The 16868-nt window shown below is 66.0% G+C and carries 19 protein-coding genes and 2 pseudogenes; 4 read left to right on the forward strand and 17 right to left on the reverse strand.

The window, feature by feature from the left end; all coding sequences use genetic code 11:
• From G3N61_RS33185 to G3N61_RS39810, 6 genes are all read right to left on the reverse strand, one after another.
• Positions 1-271: ATP-binding cassette domain-containing protein (locus G3N61_RS33185; protein WP_205824499.1), on the reverse strand; the 271-nt coding region annotated here is incomplete at its 3' end.
• Between the two features lie 188 nt (positions 272-459).
• Entirely contained in the window at positions 460-1578 is a 1119-nt protein-coding gene (locus G3N61_RS33190; protein WP_175025869.1) for a polyamine ABC transporter substrate-binding protein, read from the reverse strand.
• Between the two features lie 61 nt (positions 1579-1639).
• The gene (locus tag G3N61_RS33195; RefSeq protein ID WP_043184611.1) at positions 1640-3082 is read right to left on the reverse strand and encodes an aspartate aminotransferase family protein; all 1443 of its coding nucleotides are present in this window, start codon (positions 3080-3082) and stop codon (positions 1640-1642) included.
• A 37-nt stretch (positions 3083-3119) separates the two neighbouring features.
• Positions 3120-4457: a glutamine synthetase family protein gene (locus G3N61_RS33200; RefSeq protein ID WP_043184609.1), complete on the reverse strand. Its 1338-nt coding sequence runs from the start codon at positions 4455-4457 to the stop codon at positions 3120-3122.
• A gap of 30 nt (positions 4458-4487) precedes the next feature.
• Positions 4488-5276: a gamma-glutamyl-gamma-aminobutyrate hydrolase family protein gene (locus G3N61_RS33205; protein ID WP_205824500.1), complete on the reverse strand. Its 789-nt coding sequence runs from the start codon at positions 5274-5276 to the stop codon at positions 4488-4490.
• A gap of 283 nt (positions 5277-5559) precedes the next feature.
• Positions 5560-5745, reverse strand: a complete 186-nt coding sequence (locus G3N61_RS39810) for a hypothetical protein (protein WP_043184603.1) — start codon at positions 5743-5745, stop codon at positions 5560-5562.
• A 454-nt stretch (positions 5746-6199) separates the two neighbouring features.
• Here G3N61_RS39810 and G3N61_RS33210 point away from each other — a divergent pair, with 454 nt between their 5' ends.
• Both G3N61_RS33210 and G3N61_RS33215 read left to right on the forward strand, forming a co-directional pair.
• Positions 6200-6751: a cupin domain-containing protein gene (locus G3N61_RS33210; RefSeq protein WP_043185160.1), complete on the forward strand. Its 552-nt coding sequence runs from the start codon at positions 6200-6202 to the stop codon at positions 6749-6751.
• Between the two features lie 97 nt (positions 6752-6848).
• Positions 6849-8339, forward strand: coding sequence for an aldehyde dehydrogenase (locus tag G3N61_RS33215; RefSeq protein WP_043184601.1), 1491 nt, complete (start codon positions 6849-6851; stop codon positions 8337-8339).
• Between the two features lie 63 nt (positions 8340-8402).
• On the opposite strand, the gene G3N61_RS33220 is transcribed toward G3N61_RS33215, so the two are convergent.
• Positions 8403-8603, reverse strand: a complete 201-nt coding sequence (locus G3N61_RS33220) for a heavy-metal-associated domain-containing protein (protein WP_011353438.1) — start codon at positions 8601-8603, stop codon at positions 8403-8405.
• A gap of 348 nt (positions 8604-8951) precedes the next feature.
• Here G3N61_RS33220 and G3N61_RS33225 point away from each other — a divergent pair, with 348 nt between their 5' ends.
• Entirely contained in the window at positions 8952-9284 is a 333-nt protein-coding gene (locus G3N61_RS33225) for a cupredoxin domain-containing protein (protein WP_011353437.1), read from the forward strand.
• 12 nt (positions 9285-9296) lie between these two features.
• Positions 9297-10133 carry an FTR1 family protein gene (locus tag G3N61_RS33230; protein ID WP_205824501.1) on the forward strand — a complete coding sequence of 279 codons (837 nt, stop codon included), beginning with the start codon at positions 9297-9299 and terminating at the stop codon, positions 10131-10133.
• Positions 10134-10252: 119 nt separating this feature from the next.
• On the opposite strand, the gene G3N61_RS33235 is transcribed toward G3N61_RS33230, so the two are convergent.
• From G3N61_RS33235 to G3N61_RS33280, 10 genes and pseudogenes are all read right to left on the reverse strand, one after another.
• The gene (locus G3N61_RS33235; protein ID WP_011353435.1) at positions 10253-10471 is read right to left on the reverse strand and encodes a hypothetical protein; all 219 of its coding nucleotides are present in this window, start codon (positions 10469-10471) and stop codon (positions 10253-10255) included.
• On the reverse strand, positions 10471-10926 hold the full coding sequence (locus tag G3N61_RS33240; protein ID WP_089451390.1) for a hypothetical protein: 456 nt from the start codon (positions 10924-10926) through the stop codon (positions 10471-10473). Before G3N61_RS33240 ends, G3N61_RS33235 begins: the two co-directional genes overlap by 1 nt.
• 59 nt (positions 10927-10985) lie before the next feature.
• Positions 10986-11306 (reverse strand): DNA-binding transcriptional regulator, encoded by a 321-nt coding sequence (locus tag G3N61_RS33245; protein ID WP_089451389.1) that lies wholly within the window; start codon positions 11304-11306, stop codon positions 10986-10988.
• Positions 11299-11664: a type II toxin-antitoxin system RelE/ParE family toxin gene (locus G3N61_RS33250; RefSeq protein ID WP_205824502.1), complete on the reverse strand. Its 366-nt coding sequence runs from the start codon at positions 11662-11664 to the stop codon at positions 11299-11301. The genes G3N61_RS33245 and G3N61_RS33250 overlap by 8 nt, the downstream gene beginning before the upstream one ends.
• A gap of 140 nt (positions 11665-11804) precedes the next feature.
• Complete coding sequence (glmS, locus tag G3N61_RS33255) at positions 11805-13622, reverse strand: glutamine--fructose-6-phosphate transaminase (isomerizing) (RefSeq protein WP_089451387.1); 1818 nt, start codon at positions 13620-13622, stop codon at positions 11805-11807.
• A gap of 50 nt (positions 13623-13672) precedes the next feature.
• Positions 13673-15034, reverse strand: coding sequence for a bifunctional UDP-N-acetylglucosamine diphosphorylase/glucosamine-1-phosphate N-acetyltransferase GlmU (gene glmU / locus G3N61_RS33260; RefSeq protein ID WP_205824503.1), 1362 nt, complete (start codon positions 15032-15034; stop codon positions 13673-13675).
• 135 nt (positions 15035-15169) lie between these two features.
• Positions 15170-16165, reverse strand: coding sequence for a tRNA 2-thiocytidine(32) synthetase TtcA (gene ttcA, locus G3N61_RS33265; RefSeq protein ID WP_043186997.1), 996 nt, complete (start codon positions 16163-16165; stop codon positions 15170-15172).
• Positions 16162-16566, reverse strand: a complete 405-nt coding sequence (locus tag G3N61_RS33270; protein WP_043186999.1) for a dihydroneopterin aldolase — start codon at positions 16564-16566, stop codon at positions 16162-16164. The genes ttcA and G3N61_RS33270 overlap by 4 nt, the downstream gene beginning before the upstream one ends.
• 78 nt (positions 16567-16644) lie before the next feature.
• Positions 16645-16749: pseudogene (locus G3N61_RS33275) on the reverse strand (short-chain dehydrogenase); the annotation flags it as partial.
• Positions 16742-16867 (reverse strand): annotated as a pseudogene (locus tag G3N61_RS33280) (acyloxyacyl hydrolase); the annotation flags it as partial. The pseudogenes G3N61_RS33280 and G3N61_RS33275, both read right to left, overlap by 8 nt.
• Position 16868 lies beyond the last annotated feature (1 nt).

Here is a 16868-nt window from a genome sequence, read left to right on the forward strand (position 1 = left end):
CAAGATCTTCGCCGTCGACGAAGATCTTGCCGGAGGTGGCCGTCTCGAGCCCGGCGAGCATGCGCAGCAACGTCGACTTGCCGCAGCCCGAGCTGCCGAGCAGCGCGAACAGCTCGTTCTTGGCGATGGTCAGGTTCACGTTGTCGACGGCCGTGCTGTCGCCGAATTTCTTCACGACGTTTTCGATGCGCACGAACGCGTCGTTTTGCGTACGGGCCGCGGCGGCCGGTTGGGTCTGTCGTGCAGCAGCGGAAGAGGGTATCGATTGCATGGGAGTCACCATTCGTTCTTCACGGATTGCAGGCGTGAGCGTCCCCGCACGAGGCGCGCAACGCGACTCGCGGACGACGGCTCGTGCCGGATGGAACAGTGCGCGCGGCGCGCGCGGGCGGACGGAGGTCCGCGGATCTCAGGCGGGCAGGCGTGAAGCGATGCCTGCGCCGCCGGAATGCAGGGCGATCAGTGGCCGGTCTTCAATTGGGCCCACAGGCGGTTCTGGAGGCGCAGGATGTCGGCCGGCATCGGCTTCATCAGCACCATCTTCTTCAGCACGTCTTCGGGCGGATAGACCGTCGGGTCCTGCGCGACGCTCGGCGTGACGAACTGATGCGCAGCCTTGTTGGCAGTCGGGTAGAACACCGTGTTGGTGATCGCCGCGTTGACCTTCGGATCGGACACGTAGTTGATCCACTTCAGGGCGGCCTCGGGGTGCGGTGCATCCTTCGGGATCACCATCACGTCGAACCACAGCAGGCCGCCTTCCTTCGGGTTCGAGAACTTGATGTCATACGAACGCTTCGCTTCGGCCGAGCGGCGATGCGCGATGCCGACGTCGCCCGACCAGCCGAGCGCGACGCACACATCGTTGTTCGCGAGGTCGTTGATGTAGCCGGACGAGTTGAACTGGGTGATGTACGGGCGGACTTTCTTCAGGACTTCGAAGGCTGCCTGGTAATCGCCGGGGTTCGTGCTGTTCGGGTTCTTGCCCATGTATTGCAGCGTGGCGGCGAACACGTCGACGGCCTGGTCGAGGAACGACACGCCGCAGCCCTTCAGCTTTTCCATGTTGGCCGGGTCGAACACCAGTGCCCAGCTGTCGACCGGCGCTTTGTCGCCGAGTGCCTTCTTCACCGCCTGCGCGTTGTAGCCGATGCCGTCCGTGCCGTAGGCCCAGGGCACACCGTACTGGTTGCCCGGATCGGCATCCGCGATCATCTTCATCAGCAGCGGGTCGAGGTTCGCGAGGTTCGGCAGCTTCGACTTGTCGAGCTTCTGGTACACGCCGGCCTGGATCTGCTTGGCCATGTAGTTCGACGTCGGCACGACGATGTCGTAGCCCGAACTGCCGGCCAGCAGCTTCGCCTGAAGCGTGTCGTCGCTGTCGTAGTTGTCGTACTTGACGTGGATGCCCGTCTGCTTCTGGAAGTTCGGGATCGTGTCGGGTGCGATGTAGTCGGACCAGTTGTAGACATTCAGCTCGTCGGCCGCGTGCGCCGTCGGGCTGGCGACCGACGTGAACGCGGCCGCGGCGGCAAGGGCGGCAACAGAACAGGCTTGGCGAAGAAAGCAGGCACGCATGGTGGAATTCCCCTGGTTATGGCGGCGTGCGGCGCCCGCCGCACGCCTGTAGGCAAAACCGTTACGAAATACCCAGTTGCTGGGCGGTTGCATCGACTGCTTTTTTCGCCTTCGATACGAGTTCATCGATTTCCGGACGCGAGATCACGAGCGGCGGCGACAGCAGCATCCGGTCGCCGGTCGCACGCATGATCAGGTTGCCGTTGAAGCAGAAGTCGCGGCAGATCGTGCCGACGTCGCCGCCGTTCGCGAAGCGGCGGCGTTCTGCCGGCGATTCGGCGAGCTGCAGGCTCGCGACGAGGCCGTGGCCGTGCACTTCGCCGACGATCGGGTGACGCGCGAAGGTTTCGCGCATCAGCGCCTGGAAGTACGGGCCGGTATCGTTCTTCACGCGCTCGACGATCCCTTCGTCGCGCAGCAGCTTCAGGTTCGCAACCGCGACGGCCGCCGCGACCGGGTGGCCCGAGTACGTGAGGCCGTGGTTGAATTCGCCGTTGTCGATGATCGGCCGCGCGACGCGCTCGTGAATGCCGACCGCACCCATCGGCACGTAGCCCGACGTGAGGCCCTTGGCCATCGTGATCAGGTCCGGCTCGAAGCCGAAGTGCTGGTGCGCGAACCATTCGCCGGTGCGGCCGAAGCCGCCGATCACTTCATCAGCGACGAGCAGGATGTCGTACTTGCGGCAGATCCGCTGGATTTCCGGCCAATACGTCGACGGCGGGAAGATCACGCCGCCCGCGCCCTGGAACGGCTCGCCGATGAATGCGGCGACGTTCTCCGCGCCGAGTTCGAGGATCTTCGCTTCGAGCTGCTGCGCGCGGGCGAGGCCGAACGCTTCCGGCGTTTCGCCGGCCGCCGCTTCGCCGAAGAAATACGGCTGGTCGATGTGCACGATGTTCTCGACCTTCGACGGCATCTGCTCGTGCATGTAGCCCATCCCGCCGAGCGTGCCGCCGGCGATCGTCGAGCCGTGATAGCCGTTTTTGCGCGAGATCACGAACTTCTTCTGCGGCTGGCCCTGCACGCGCCAGTACTGGTGCACGAGGCGCAGCACCGTGTCGTTGCCTTCCGAGCCGCTGTTGCAATAGAAGAAGTGGTTGAAGCCCTTCGGCGTGACTTCCGCGAGCATCGCGGACAGTTCGATCACCGGTGGGTGCGTGGTCTTGAAGAACGTGTTGTAGAACGGCAGTTCCTGGAGCTGGCGATAGGCTGCGTCGGCGAGCTCCTTGCGGCCGTAGCCGACGTTCACGCACCAGAGGCCGGCCATCCCGTCGATCACCTTGTTGCCGTCCGAGTCCCACAGGTAGACGCCGTCGGCCTTCACGATCACGCGGCTGCCCGCGCGGTTCAGCGCACCCATGTCGGAGAACGGATGGATGTGGTGCGCGGCGTCGAGCGCGCGGTATTCGGCGGTCGTGCGCGCCTGCGCCGCGCGCGGTGCGGCGGCCGTGGCGGTGGGGGCGGCGGGCTGGATCCAGGCAGATTCGTTGCGGTACGTCATGTTTCCTCCGTGATTCCGTATTCGGTTGGGCGCACGCTCAGACGTGCAGCAGCAGATGGCGGCGTTCCCACGAGCTGATCACGCGGAAGAACGCTTCGTATTCGGTTTCCTTCAGCGCGAAATACGCCTTCAGGAACTTGTGGCCGAGGATCTCGCCGAGCGGCTCGCAGGCGGCCATCAGCGTGAGCCCTTCCTCGAGGTTGCGCGGCAGCTGGTACGGCAGGTCGTAGCCGTCGCTGACGAGCGGCTCGGTCGGCTCCAGGCGCTGCGTCATGCCGAGATAGCCAGCCGCGAGCGTCGCGGCGAGTGCGAGGTACGGGTTGCAGTCGACGCCCGGGATGCGGTTCTCGATGCGGCGTGCCGACGGGCTCGAGTGCGGGATGCGGAAGCCGACCGTGCGGTTGTCGTAGCCCCACTGCACGTTGATCGGTGCAGCCATGAAGCGCGACAGGCGGCGGTACGAGTTGATGTACGGCGCGAAGATCGGCATCAGTGCCGGCGTGTACTTCTGCAGACCCGCGAGGTAGTTGTAGAACATCGACGTCGCGCCGCCGGTTTCCTGCGACGTGAACAGGTTATGGCCCGTTTCCTCGTCGACGATGCTCTGGTGCACGTGCATCGCCGAACCCGGTTCGTCTTCCATCGGCTTGGCCATGAACGTCGCGTACATGTTGTGACGCAGCGCGGCCTCGCGTACCGTGCGCTTGAACAGGAACACCTGGTCGGCCAGCGACAGCGCGTCGCCGTGCATGAAGTTGATCTCCATCTGCGCGGCGCCGACTTCGTGGATCAGCGTGTCGATGTCGAGGTTCTGCGCTTCGCAGTACTCGTAGATGTCCTCGAACAGCGGGTCGAACTCGTTGACGGCCTCGATCGAATACGACTGGCGGCCCGTTTCGGGGCGGCCCGTACGGCCGACCGGCGGACGCAGCGGCAGGTCGGGATCCTTGTTCATGTCGACCAGGTAGAACTCGAGCTCGGGCGCGACGACCGGCTTCCAGCCCTTCGCCTTGTACAGGTCGAGCACGCGGCGCAGCACGTAGCGCGGCGAGATCTCGACCGGCGAGCCGTCGAAGTGCACGCAGTCGTGGATCACCTGCGCGGTCGGGTCGATGGCCCACGGGATCAGGCGGATCGTCGACGCGTCGGGCACGCACACCATGTCGGGGTCGGTCACGCCGGTCAGCGAGCCGTCTTCCGGATATTCGCCGGTGACGGTCTGCACCATCACGGCTTGCGGCAGGCGCATCGATTCGCCGGACGTGAACTTGTTGCGCGGCGTGATCTTGCCGCGCGCGATGCCGGCCATGTCGGGAATGATCGCCTCGACTTCGGTGATCCGGTGTTGTTTCAGAAAATCTTCGATGTCTTGCATGTCTGTTCTCGTTGGTTTGGGTCGGCGCGCTCAGGCGAGCGCGGCGGCGGCCATGGCACGCGTGCGGGCGGCGCGGCGGGCGCGGCAGGCGTCGCCGAAGGCGCGGAAGATCGCGCTCGACAGCGGGTCCTGCGCATGGCGCCATTCCGGATGCCACTGCACGGCCAGGGCGAAAGCCGGTGCGTCGACGACGCTCACGGCTTCGATCAGCCCGTCCGGCGCGACGGCCTCGACGGCGAGGCCGGAGCCCAGCTGTGCGATGCCCTGCTTGTGCAGCGAGTTCACGTGCACTTCGTCGCGGCCGCCGGCGAGCGCGTGCAACTGGCCGCCGGGCGTCAGGCGCACGACGTGCGCGGGGCCGTACTGCGTGTCCATCGGCGCGTCGTCGTCTTCGCGGTGATCGGCGAAGCCCGGCACTTCATGCACGCGCTGGTGCAGCGTGCCGCCGCAGACGACGTTCAGCTCCTGGAAGCCGCGGCAGACGGCCAGCACGGGTACGCGCGCGGCGATCGCCGCGCGCAGCAGCGGCAGCGTGGTCGCGTCGCGGGCCGGGTCGTGCTTCGTGCCCGGTGCGCTCGGTTCGCCGCCGTACAGGTGCGGCTCGACGTTCGAGTAGCTGCCGGTAAACAGCAGGCCGTCGACCGTGTCGAGCACGTCGTCGACCGACTGGCGATCGCCGAGCGCGGGCAGCACCATCGCGAACGCTTGCGCGCCGTCGACGATCGCGGCGACGTACTTGTCGCCGACCGTGTGCGACGCGTGTGCGCCGATTTGCGTGTGGTCGGCGGTGATGCCGACGAGAGGTTTCCTTCTTTCCATGACGTCAATCAGTTATCCGGAGGGTTGTCGCTTACGTCTTGCCGGATGTGGCGAAACGCCGGCGTGCAACAACCCCGCAGCCTTGCGCGAGACGCAGGGCCGCTGGTGAATGGGCGCAACGGGATGGTGTGGCGATCCGCGCTGCGCGCGACGATCTGGCCGTCGTTCATTTCATGGCGATACGCGACGCAGCAACGCATGCGCGAACGCGTTCCGTCACCGCACGGACGATGCGGTTGGCGAATCGGCAGATGAAACGAACGACGTAAAGAAAGGAGAGGCGCTACGGCAGCAGCGACGCCACTTCGTCGGTATCGACGGCAACGAAGGCGCGTGCGGAAACGGCGTTGTGACGCCGAACGGAACGACGGGACAGGATGGTGTAGATCGACAGATGAAGCAGGCGAGGACTATGCCAGCCGCAACTGCCGTCGTCGGAAGCGGACGCCGCGCTGCGCAAACTTCGCACATCGCCTCGATCCCACCTCACCAGAGGGCCACGGACTCTCACGATTACACTCGACTGGGTTGTTGAAAGTATTGAACACCTGACCGTTTCGACGCGCTGGGCGTTTAAAATAATCAAGGCGCCGGTTACGCGTTATTTACATTGATGGGCATCAATTTTTGCGTTGCAATAACGTTTTTGCTGCCCATGAAAGCTTGATGACGCTAACCTGAGAGCCAGCATATACGAGCCAAAAACGGCGTCAAATGTTTTTTAACGGTGTTGCATCAGGGCTTTCCCGAGCAGTGCGAACAAAAGATTCGTAAACGGAATAATCGACAGGGTGTTCATTATTTCGAACGCCTTTCAGGGTTTTCCCCGCTGATGCGCGGCATAAAGTGATTAGAATATTCAACGGCTGTCCAACGCGTCGTTTCACTTTGTCATCGCACTTATCGTGTCCGAAACCGAATCGATGTCTACCGAAGTCGCCGAGCGCCTGCGTTTCGTGCGCAACAAGCATGGCCTGTCGCAACGCGAACTCGCGAAGCGGGCCGGCGTGACCAACGGCACGATCTCGCTGATCGAACAGGGCCGTGTGAGCCCGTCGGTCGGCTCGCTGAAGAAGCTGCTCGAATGCATCCCGATGAGTCTCGCGGAGTTCTTCACGTTCGAGCTCGTCGATTCGCGTTCGGTCGTGTCGCGTCGTGACGAGATGCCGAACCTCGGCAACGACACGCTTGCGTTCCATCTGGTCGGCGCGAGCATGAAGGACCGCAACATGTGCATCCTGCGCGAGATCTACCAGCCGCAGGCCGACACGGGGCCCGAGATGCTCGTGCACGCGGGGCACGAGGGCGGTGTCGTCGTGTCGGGCCGGCTCGAGCTGACCGTCGACGGCGCGACGTGGCTGCTCGACCCCGGAGACGGCTACTACTTCGAAAGCCGTTTGCCGCACCGTTTTCGCAATCCCAGCGCGGACCTGATCTGCGAGGTCGTTTCGGCCAATTCGCCGGCGACCTTCTGACCTTTCCACCGCGCGTCACTGCATTCGCTGCCGGCCGGCTGCGCGTCACGCGCAGCGGCGTGCCGCATCGCGAGTGCCAAAAAACTGAGGCATCCTGATGAACAAGTTGACTTTGGCTGACTGGCAGGACAAGGCGGCGTCGCTCGAGATCGAAGGGCGCGCATTCATCGACGGCGCGTCGCGCGACGCGCATGGCGGCAAGACATTCGACTGCGTGAGCCCGATCGACGGCCGCGTGCTCGCGAAGGTCGCCGATTGCGGCGAAGCCGACGTGAACGCGGCCGTTGCGGCCGCGCGTCGCGCGTTCGATGCGGGCGTATGGGCCGGGCTGAACCCGCGTGCGCGCAAGGCCGTGCTGCTGCGCTGGGCCGCGTTGATGCGCGAGCATCTCGACGAGCTGTCGCTGCTCGAAACGCTCGACGCCGGCAAGCCGATCGGCGACACGACGACGGTCGACGTGCCGGGCGCCGCGTACTGCGTCGAGTGGTTTGCAGAAGCGATCGACAAGGTGGGCGGCGAGGTTGCGCCGGCCGATCATCATCTCGTCGGCCTGGTCACGCGCGAGCCGGTCGGCGTGGTGGCCGCCGTCGTGCCGTGGAACTTCCCGATCCTGATGGCCGCGTGGAAATTCGGCCCGGCGCTCGCGGCCGGCAACAGCGTGGTGCTGAAGCCGTCGGAGAAATCGCCGCTGACCGCAATCCGCGTCGCGCAACTCGCGTACGAGGCCGGCATTCCCGCCGGCGTGTTCAACGTCGTGCCGGGTGCGGGCGAGCCCGGCAAGCTGCTCGCGCTGCATCGCGACGTCGATTGCATCGCGTTTACAGGCTCGACGGCGGTCGGCAAGCTGATCATGCAGTACGCCGCGCAGTCGAACCTGAAGCGCGCATGGCTCGAACTCGGCGGCAAGTCGCCGAACATCGTGTTGCCCGATTGTCCCGATCTCGACCGCGCGGCGCAGGCTGCCGCCGGCGCGATCTTCTACAACATGGGCGAGATGTGCACGGCAGGTTCCCGGCTGCTCGTGCATCGCGACATCAAGGACGCATTCATCGAGAAGCTCGTCGCGGCCGCGCGTGCGTACGTGCCCGGCAATCCGCTCGATCCGTCGGTGTCGATGGGCGCGATCGTGGACGGCATCCAGCTCGAGCGCGTGCTCGGCTATATCGAGGCCGGGCGCAGTGAAGGCAAGCTTGTCACCGGCGGTGCGCGCGTGAAGGCGGAAACGGGCGGCTTCTACGTGGAGCCGACGGTGTTCGAGGTGAAACCGGATGCGAAGATCGCGCGCGAGGAGATCTTCGGGCCGGTGCTGTCGGTGATCGTGTTCGACGACGTCGACGAGGCCGTGCGGATCGCGAACGACACCGAATACGGGCTGGCCGCGGCCGTGTGGACGTCGAACCTGACGACCGCGCACGACGTGTCGCGCCGGCTGCGTGCGGGCACCGTCTGGGTGAACTGCTACGACGAGGGGGGCGACATGAACTTCCCGTTCGGCGGCTACAAGCAGTCGGGCAACGGTCGCGACAAGTCGTTGCACGCGCTCGAGAAGTACACCGAGCTGAAGTCGACGCTGATCCGGCTGCGCTGACGCGCTGCCGGATGCGGGCGCGGCGCCGTACGACGGCGTGCCCGCACCCGCAGCGGGCGGGCGTTATGCGGCGCGCAGCGCAGGGTGGAAGCCGGCGGCTTCGATGATCGACTGCACGCGCTCGGCGCCTTGCGCCGATTCGACCTTGACGATCTTCGCCGCGACGTCGATGTCGAGCTTCGCGGCGGGATCGGCGGCCGTCACCGCGCGGGTGATGGCATTGGCGCAGCCGCCGCAGGTCATGTCCTGGACTTCGAATTCCATCGTGTTCTCCTGAGTTGACGATTGACAAGCATCGACAGCATGAAGCTTGCCATAGTGGGAAGGTCAAGCGTGCGCGCGTCGCGGGGAATCGGTGTTGCGCCTGGATCGGGCGACAGCGCGTTGTAAAGATGAAGTCTGACGAATATCGATCGGGCCTTTGACGTCATTCGGCACTTGTCCTGATTGACGGCGAAGCGTTCCGGGCGAAGCAGGGCGGATGCCTTGCCGGGCAATGCGCGACGTCGATCCATGAAGCGCGATCACCCTATTGGGAGTAAGGGTACGCGAGGTGAAAATGCGAATCGATCTTAGTATCAGCTCCCTTCGATATTTCATTTCGTTACCCCTATGAATCGTTTTGCTTTCGGCTTCGCGCTGGCGCTGCTGGGCGCATCGGCAACGTCCGCCTTCGCGGCCGACGATGTCGTCAACCTGACCCTGAAGGATCACAAGTTTTCGCCGGACGGCGTGACGATCCCGGCCGGCAAGAAGGTGAAGTTCGTCGTGAAGAACCTCGACGCGACGCCCGCCGAATTCGAGAGCGACGACTTCAAGGCGGAGAAGGTCGTGCCAGCCGGCAAGTCGGTGGAGATCCTGGTCGGGCCGCTGAAGGCCGGCACGTACGAATTCCACGACGAGTATCACGAAGCGCAGTCGAAGACGCACCTGACCGTCAAGTAAGCCGATATCGCCATGTTGTCTACCGCTCTGATCGTCTTTCGTGAAGTGCTCGAGGCCGCGCTGGTGGTGTCGATCGTGATGGCCGCCACGAAGGGCGTGCCGCGGCGCGGCTGGTGGGTCGGCAGCGGGCTGGTGGGCGGCGTGATCGGCGCCGGCCTGATCGCCGCGTTCGCCGACGTGATTTCGCAGTGGGCGTCCGGCATGGGGCAGGAGGTCTTCAACGCGGGCGTGATGTTCGTCGCGACGCTGATGCTCGCGTGGCACAGCATCTGGATGAGCCGGCACGGTCGCGAGATGGCGATGCAGATGACCGAGGTCGGACGTGCCGTCGCGGCCGGCAGCAAGCCGCTGACGGGGCTGGCGATCGTGGTCGGCGTCGCGGTGCTGCGCGAAGGCTCCGAGGCCGTGCTGTTCCTGTACGGCATCGCGGCGGGCGATCCGGGGCAGACGCCGCAGATGATCGTCGGCGGGTTGCTCGGCGTGCTGGGCGGCGCCGGGCTCGGCTACGGGATGTATGCGGGCCTGCTGCAGATTCCGCTGAAGCGCCTGTTCTCCGTCACCAACTGGCTGATCGTGCTGCTCGCGGCGGGGATGGCAAGCCAGTGCGTCGGTTTCCTGCTCTCGGCTGGCCTCGTGCCGTCGTGGGGCGATGTGATCTGGGATACGTCGTGGCTGCTCAGGGATTCGAGCATCGTCGGCAAGGCGCTGCATACGCTGGTCGGCTATACCGCGCGCCCGGCGGGCATCCAGATCGTCGCGTATCTCGCGACGCTGGCCGCGATTGTCGGGCTGGCACGGCTCGTCGGCCGGCCGCAGGCGGCGGTGCGGCCGCCACGGCCGGTGGCCTGAGTGGTTCAGGTTCGAATAAAAAAGGGGCGTCATGGACGCCCCTTTTTTTCATGTGCGGTTCGCGGCCGGCCCGTGCGCGGCCTGGGCAGCCGCACGCGGGTGGCGCCCGCCGCGCCCGGTCAGCGGTGGCTGTCGATCCATGCGCGGGCCCATTCGAGCCCCGCATCGCGCGCGTCGTCCTCGGTGTCGAACACGCCGAGCACGCCGGATGCCTCGACCAGCTTGTTGTTCTGCGTGATCGTGCCGCTCGCCGCGAAGCGCTCGGGCTGCAGGATCTCGTCCTGCTGCAGGATCGCGTGGCCCCAGATCTGGTAGCCGTGGTAGGTTTGCGCTTCCATTATCGAGTCACCTCCGCGGAGCGGCCGTGCGTGCCGACCTGCAGCACGTTGCCGTCCGGCGTGTATTGACGCGGGATGTTTGAGAAGTTTAGCGCGTGCTGCGCATCGGGCGCAGCCGGCTGCATCACCGTCAGGCGGCCCGGTGCGGGCTGCGCGACGGGGCGCGGGGCGGCCGGTGCCTCGGCCGCGGGCGGACGATGCGAACCGGCTTTCACGGCCTGCGCGGTTTGCGCGACGTGACGCTTGTGCGGCGGCTTCGCGACGGCCTTCGGCGGCACGGCGGCGTGTTTCGTCGTCGTGGCGGCGGGGGCGTCGGCACTCTTGCGCGCCGCCGGCGCGTGCGCGGCCGGCAACCGCGCCTCGGGCGGGTTCCAGACCTCGACATAGTGCTCGGCTGCCCAGCCCGTCGACGCGAACGTCAGTGCCAGCAATCCGCATCCCAACAGTCTTACCATGGTCTCTCCGTCAAATTCTTGTTGGCGCACGAGGCGGCCTGCGAGGCGGGATGGCGTGCTCAGGAGAACACCTCGAGCCCGTGCTTCTCGACGATCTGCAGCATGCGCGCGGCGATGCCGCTCGGCCGCTTGTCGCCCTGTTCCCATTGGCGGATCGTCGACGTCGTCGTGTTCAGGTAGAGCGCGAACACGCTCTGGCTGACGTTGACCGATTTGCGGATGCGGGCGATCGCTTCCGGCGCGAACTGCGGGGCGGCTTCGATGCAGAGGTCGTCGTATTCGCGCATCGTCTTCTTGTCGATCAGGCTGGCGCGATAAAGACCGGACGCGGCGCTGTGGATCGCCTCCGTTGCGTCGCTCTTGAACCGACTCTTAGCCATTGCAAATCTCCACAAGCTCTTTCAGTGCGATCAGCGTCGCGAGGTCGGCATCGGTGCGATGCCCGACATCGACCGCGAGCTTTCTGAAGGCGCGCAGTTCGCGTTCGTCGATGTCGTCCCGATCGCGTTTCGCGAACAGGAACACGAACACCCACGCCTGCCCGATCCTGCCCAGCACGATCCCGCGCTGACGGTTGCCGTCCAGGCGCTTCTTCCAGACGTTGCCGCCGAGATCGACGCCCTGGCCGCGCGCCAGCTCCCGGATTGCGCGGCAGAGTTCGGCATCGGCGATTCCTGCTTTTCTGGCTGCCTTGTGAAACCATTTCGTCTTGAAGACGCGTCGTACGGAAGCAGGCATGTCGGGCCGGTCGAGTTAGCACAGAATTATATACCACTACGTGGTACATATTTCGACCTGGCCAAACGGCCACGAGCGGCCGGCTGGACATCGACGCGCCACCGGAACGGCCCCGCAGGGCCATCCCGGCCGGGTACCGCTTACTCCACCGTCACCGACTTCGCGAGGTTCCGCGGCTTGTCGACGTCGGTGCCGCGTGCGCACGCGGTGTGATACGCGAGCAATTGCAGCGGCACGACGTGCAGGATCGGCGACAGTTGCCCGTAGTGCTCCGGCATCCGGATCACGTGCAGGCCATCGTCGTTGACGATCTGCGTGTCGGCATCGGCGAACACGTACAGCTCGCCGCCGCGCGCACGCACTTCCTGCATGTTCGACTTCAGCTTCTCGAGCAGCGTGTCGTTCGGCGCGACCGTGACGACCGGCATCGCTTCCGTGACGAGCGCGAGCGGCCCGTGCTTCAGTTCGCCGGCCGGATAGGCCTCGGCGTGGATGTACGAGATTTCCTTCAGCTTCAGCGCGCCTTCGAGCGCGATCGGGTAGTGCAGCCCGCGGCCGAGGAACAGCGCGTTTTCCTTGCGCGCGAATTCCTCCGACCACGCGATGATCTGCGGCTCCAGCGCGAGCACGCTGTTCAGCGCGGCCGGCAGGTGGCGCAGCTGCTTCAGGAATTCTGCTTCCTGCGCGGCGTCGACGTGCCCGCGCAGCTTGCCGAGCGTCGCGGCCAGCACGAACAGCGCGACGAGCTGGGTCGTGAACGCCTTGGTCGACGCGACGCCGATCTCGGTGCCCGCGTGCGTCAGGAACTGCATTTCGGTGAGGCGCACCATCGCGCTCGTCGCGACGTTGCAGACGGCCAGCGTATGCGTGTGGCCGAGCGATTGCGCGTGCTTGAGCGCCGCGAGCGTATCGGCCGTCTCGCCCGACTGCGAGATCACCAGCACGAGCTGGCGCGGGTTCGGTACCGATTCGCGGTAGCGGTATTCGCTCGCGATCTCGACCTGCGTCGGGATCTTCGCGATCGATTCGAGCCAGTACTTCGCGGTCAGGCCCGAGTAGTAGCTCGTGCCGCACGCGAGGATCAGCAGGCTGTCGATGTTCGCGAACGCGGCGGGCGCGGCGTCGCCGAACAGCGTCGCGTCGAATGCGTCCGTTTGCGGCACGGTATCGCTGATCGCGCGCGGCTGCTCGAAGATTTCCTTCTGCATGAAGTGACGATACGGGCCGAGTTCGACCGCGCCGCCGTAGGTGCTGACCACGCGGATCTCGCGCTGCGCGAGCGCGCCGTTCCGGTCGACGATCTTCACGCCGTCGAGCGACAGCTCGCACACGTCGCCTTCCTCGAGGAACGTGAAGCGGTCGGTGCTGCCCACGAGCGCGAGCGCGTCGGACGCGAGGAAGTTCTCGCCGTCGCCGTGGCCGACCACGAGCGGCGAACCCTGGCGCGCGCCGACGACGGTGTGCGGCTGGTCCTTGTGGATCACGGCGATCGCGTACGCGCCGTGCAACTGGCCGACCGCCTCGCGCACCGCGTCGAACAGGTTGCCGCGATACAGGCTGTGCACGAGGTGGGCGATCACTTCGGTGTCGGTCTGCGACACGAATTCGTAGCCCTTCGCGCGCAGCGCTTCGCGCAGCGATTCGAAGTTCTCGATGATGCCGTTGTGGACGAGCGCGAGCGCGTTCGACGAGAAGATCGGGTGCGCGTTGTGCGTGACGGGCGCGCCGTGCGTCGCCCAGCGCGTGTGTGCGACGCCCGTCGTGCCTTCGACGTGCGATTCGCGCACCTGTGCGTCGAGATCGGCGACGCGCGCAACGCTGCGCGCGCGCTTCGGCGCGTCCGGCTCGAGCACGGCGACGCCGCACGAGTCGTAGCCACGGTACTCGAGGCGCCGCAATCCTTCGATCAGCACCGGAACGATATTACGTTGCGCAACTGCGCCGACAATGCCGCACATGAAATCTACCTTCTATAGGGAAGCGGGCGCCCTGGGGCACCCGCATGGTGTTAACTTTTCTTCTTGACCGGGCGGACGTAGCCGCTTTTTGCGGTCTGCGTCTTCTCGTTCAATGCGAGGAGGCCGTCGGCCACGTCCTTCCAGACCGTCGTGCCGGCGGCGATCGTCACGCCGCGGCCGACGCGCACCGGCGCGACCAGCTGCGTGTCGGAGCCGACGAACACGTCGTCCTCGATCACGGTACGGAACTTGTTCGCGCCGTCGTAGTTGCAGGTGATCGTGCCCGCGCCGATGTTCACGCGCGCGCCGATGTCGGCATCGCCGATGTACGTCAGGTGGTTCGCCTTCGAGCCGTGGCCGATCACCGCGTTCTTCACCTCGACGAAGTTGCCGACGTGCGCTTCGTCCGCGAGCTGCGCGCCCGGGCGCAGCCGCGCGTACGGGCCGATCACGGTGTGCGCGCCGAGCTCGGCGCCGTCGATGTGCGTGAACGCGTCGATGCGCGTGCCCGTGCCGACCGACGCGTTGCGGATCACGCAGTTCGCGCCGATCGTCACGTTGTCGGCGAGCGTCACGTTGCCTTCGAACATGCAGTTCACGTCGATCGACACGTCGCGGCCGCAGCGCAGCGTGCCGCGCACGTCGAGGCGCGCCGGATCGGCGAGCGTGACGCCGTCGACGAGCAGCGCGTCGGCGATCGTGCGCTGGTGGATGCGTTCGAGCTCGGCGAGCTGCGCCTTGCTGTTCACGCCGAGCGTTTCCCATTCCTCGTCGGGCTGCGCGGTGACGACCTCGAAACCGGCCTCGATCGCGAGTTCGACGACGTCGGTCAGGTAGTACTCGCCCTGCGCGTTCTCGTTCTTCAGCGCGCCGAGCCACATCGACAACTGGGCCGTCGGCGTGACGATGATGCCGGTGTTGATCTCGGCGATCTTCAGCTGCTCGGGCGACGCATCCTTCTGCTCGACGATGCGCGTGACGAAGCCGGCCGCGTCGCGCACGATGCGGCCATAGCCGGTCGGATCGTCGAGCGTGACGGTCAGAATCCCGTAGCGGCCTTCGCGCGCGGCGTCGACGAGGCGCTGCAAGGTCGACTCGCGTGTGAGCGGCACGTCGCCGTACAGCACGAGCGTCGGTTGCGCGGGATCGAGGAGCGGCAGCGCCTGGCGCACCGCGTGGCCGGTGCCGAGCTGCTCGGCCTGCACGGCAAACTGCACATCCGGGGCGGCGACGGCGGCCTGGACCTGCTCGGCGCCGTGACCGACGACGACGACCAGCCGGGACGGCTGCAGCGTGCGCGCGGTGTCGATGACGTGGGAGAGAAGCGGCCTGCCGGCCAGGGGATGAAGCACTTTCGGCAGCGCGGAACGCATGCGCTTGCCGGTGCCTGCCGCCAAAATCACGATATTCATGGCGCCAGCTTGTCAGAAGAGTTCGAAGCCGTCCATTTTAGCATGCAGCCCCCGTCGATCCGGGCGTGCTGCGGCGCGGCTGCAACGCCGGAACGGGCGGCTGGCGCGCCGTTCCGGCAAGGGTTCCGGCCCCGCTTACAGGTCGTCGAACTGGACGATCGAGATCGGCTGGGCACCGCCCGGCGCCGCGGTGTCGTCGCCCGACGCGCACGGCTCCTCGTCGAACGCGATGTCGCCCTGCGGATCGGCTTCGCCCGTCGCCCGCAGCGACTGGAACGGGTACAGCGTCGTGTCCATCAGGTGCGACGGCACGACCTTTGCGAGCGCGTTGAACATGTTCTCGACCCGGCCCGGGAAGCGCTTGTCCCATTCGCGGATCAGCGCCTTCATTTCCGCGCGCTTCAGGTTCGGCTGGCTGCCGCACAGGTTGCACGGGATGATCGGGAATTCGCGCAGTTCCGCGTATTTCTCGAGATCGGTTTCCTTCACGTACGCGAGCGGGCGGATCACGATGTTCTTGCCGTCGTCCGACTGCAGCTTCGGCGGCATTCCCTTCAGCTTGCCGCCGTAGAACATGTTGAGCAGCAGCGTCTGCACGATGTCGTCGCGGTGGTGGCCGAGCGCGATCTTGGTCGCACCGAGCTCGCCGGCCACGCGGTACAGGATCCCGCGGCGCAGCCGCGAGCACAGCGAGCAGGTCGTCTTGCCTTCGGGCACGAGCCGCTTGACGATGCTGTAGGTGTCCTGGTTCTCGATGTGGAACGGCACGCCGACCTGCTTCAGGTATTCCGGCAGCACGTGCTCGGGGAAGCCCGGCTGCTTCTGGTCGAGGTTCACCGCGACGATGTCGAAATCGATCGGTGCGCGCTCGCGCAGGCGCAGCAGCACGTCGAGCATCGCGTAGCTGTCCTTGCCGCCCGACAGGCACACCATCACCTTGTCGCCCTGCTCGATCATGTTGAAGTCGCCGATCGCCTGGCCGACCTGGCGCGCGATCCGCTTGAACAGCTTGTTGTTCTCGTACGCGTCCTTCTGTTCGCGGCGCGTCAGTGCCGGGCGGCCTGCCGGCGCGGCGGTCGCGTCGAGGGGGGCGGCATCGGCCGCCGTGTCATTCATGTGGGGGGCGTTCATGCGCGCTCCTCGTCCTTGATGCGAAAGACTTCGACGCCGACGGCGTCGCAGTCCGGATAAGCGTCCGGTTTCTCGGTACAGACGCGTACCGCGCGCACGGCATCGTGCGCCAGCAGGCGCGCGGCGATCGCGTCGCACAGCGTTTCCTGCAGGTGGATGTGGCCCCGCGCCAGGCATTGCGTGACGCTCTGCTTCATCAGATCGTAGTCGACGATTTCATGCAGCCGGTCGTCGACGGGGGTGGACAGCGCGAGCGGCACGAACAGGTCGACATTGATGACGACGCGCTGCTCGCCGCGCTTCTCGTGTTCGAAGGCACCGATGTTGATGTGCACTTCGTAGTCGCGCAGGTAGAGCCTGCGGCAGTCCGCGAGGCGGGGGTGCAGGAGAGCGGAAAACATGGTCGTTCCAGTCAAATTGGCGTGCGCACACGCAAAGCGGCGCGGGCGGCGGCAGTCAGGCCGCGCGATCCGCGCAGTTCATTCATTCGGGCCGGCGGCGGGCGGCACGAGGTGCTCGCCGCCGTCGACGGTCAGCGTCGCGCCCGTGACGCCGGGCGCGCTCGCGAGATAGCAGGCCGCCGCCCGCCTGAATCCCCCATCGATCCGCGCATGCCGCACCCGATCCACCCAGAAGGGACGCCGCCAGCATCGCGTGCAGCGCAAGCCGGCTGCGGGGCCGGCGATTCTTCTTATTGTTCATC

The organism is Burkholderia sp. Ac-20349 (genome assembly GCF_017104865.1).
Taxonomy (GTDB): Bacteria; Pseudomonadota; Gammaproteobacteria; order Burkholderiales; family Burkholderiaceae; genus Burkholderia; species Burkholderia aenigmatica.

Bases quoted from the DNA above. Each gene is read 5' to 3' on its own strand.
- G3N61_RS33225 (WP_011353437.1), top strand. From the start codon at position 8,952: ATGAATCGTTTTGCTTTCGGCTTCGCGCTGGCGCTGCTGGGCGCATCG.
- ttcA (WP_043186997.1), bottom strand. From the start codon at position 16,165: ATGAACGCCCCCCACATGAATGACACGGCGGCCGATGCCGCCCCCCTC.
- G3N61_RS33205 (WP_205824500.1), bottom strand. From the start codon at position 5,276: ATGGAAAGAAGGAAACCTCTCGTCGGCATCACCGCCGACCACACGCAA.
- glmU (WP_205824503.1), bottom strand. From the start codon at position 15,034: ATGAATATCGTGATTTTGGCGGCAGGCACCGGCAAGCGCATGCGTTCC.
- G3N61_RS33210 (WP_043185160.1), top strand. From the start codon at position 6,200: ATGTCTACCGAAGTCGCCGAGCGCCTGCGTTTCGTGCGCAACAAGCAT.
- G3N61_RS33215 (WP_043184601.1), top strand. From the start codon at position 6,849: ATGAACAAGTTGACTTTGGCTGACTGGCAGGACAAGGCGGCGTCGCTC.
- G3N61_RS33235 (WP_011353435.1), bottom strand. From the start codon at position 10,471: ATGGAAGCGCAAACCTACCACGGCTACCAGATCTGGGGCCACGCGATC.
- G3N61_RS33250 (WP_205824502.1), bottom strand. From the start codon at position 11,664: ATGCCTGCTTCCGTACGACGCGTCTTCAAGACGAAATGGTTTCACAAG.
- G3N61_RS33220 (WP_011353438.1), bottom strand. From the start codon at position 8,603: ATGGAATTCGAAGTCCAGGACATGACCTGCGGCGGCTGCGCCAATGCC.
- glmS (WP_089451387.1), bottom strand. From the start codon at position 13,622: ATGTGCGGCATTGTCGGCGCAGTTGCGCAACGTAATATCGTTCCGGTG.
- G3N61_RS33230 (WP_205824501.1), top strand. From the start codon at position 9,297: ATGTTGTCTACCGCTCTGATCGTCTTTCGTGAAGTGCTCGAGGCCGCG.
- G3N61_RS33245 (WP_089451389.1), bottom strand. From the start codon at position 11,306: ATGGCTAAGAGTCGGTTCAAGAGCGACGCAACGGAGGCGATCCACAGC.
- G3N61_RS33240 (WP_089451390.1), bottom strand. From the start codon at position 10,926: ATGGTAAGACTGTTGGGATGCGGATTGCTGGCACTGACGTTCGCGTCG.
- G3N61_RS33200 (WP_043184609.1), bottom strand. From the start codon at position 4,457: ATGCAAGACATCGAAGATTTTCTGAAACAACACCGGATCACCGAAGTC.
- G3N61_RS33270 (WP_043186999.1), bottom strand. From the start codon at position 16,566: ATGTTTTCCGCTCTCCTGCACCCCCGCCTCGCGGACTGCCGCAGGCTC.
- G3N61_RS33190 (WP_175025869.1), bottom strand. From the start codon at position 1,578: ATGCGTGCCTGCTTTCTTCGCCAAGCCTGTTCTGTTGCCGCCCTTGCC.
- G3N61_RS33195 (WP_043184611.1), bottom strand. From the start codon at position 3,082: ATGACGTACCGCAACGAATCTGCCTGGATCCAGCCCGCCGCCCCCACC.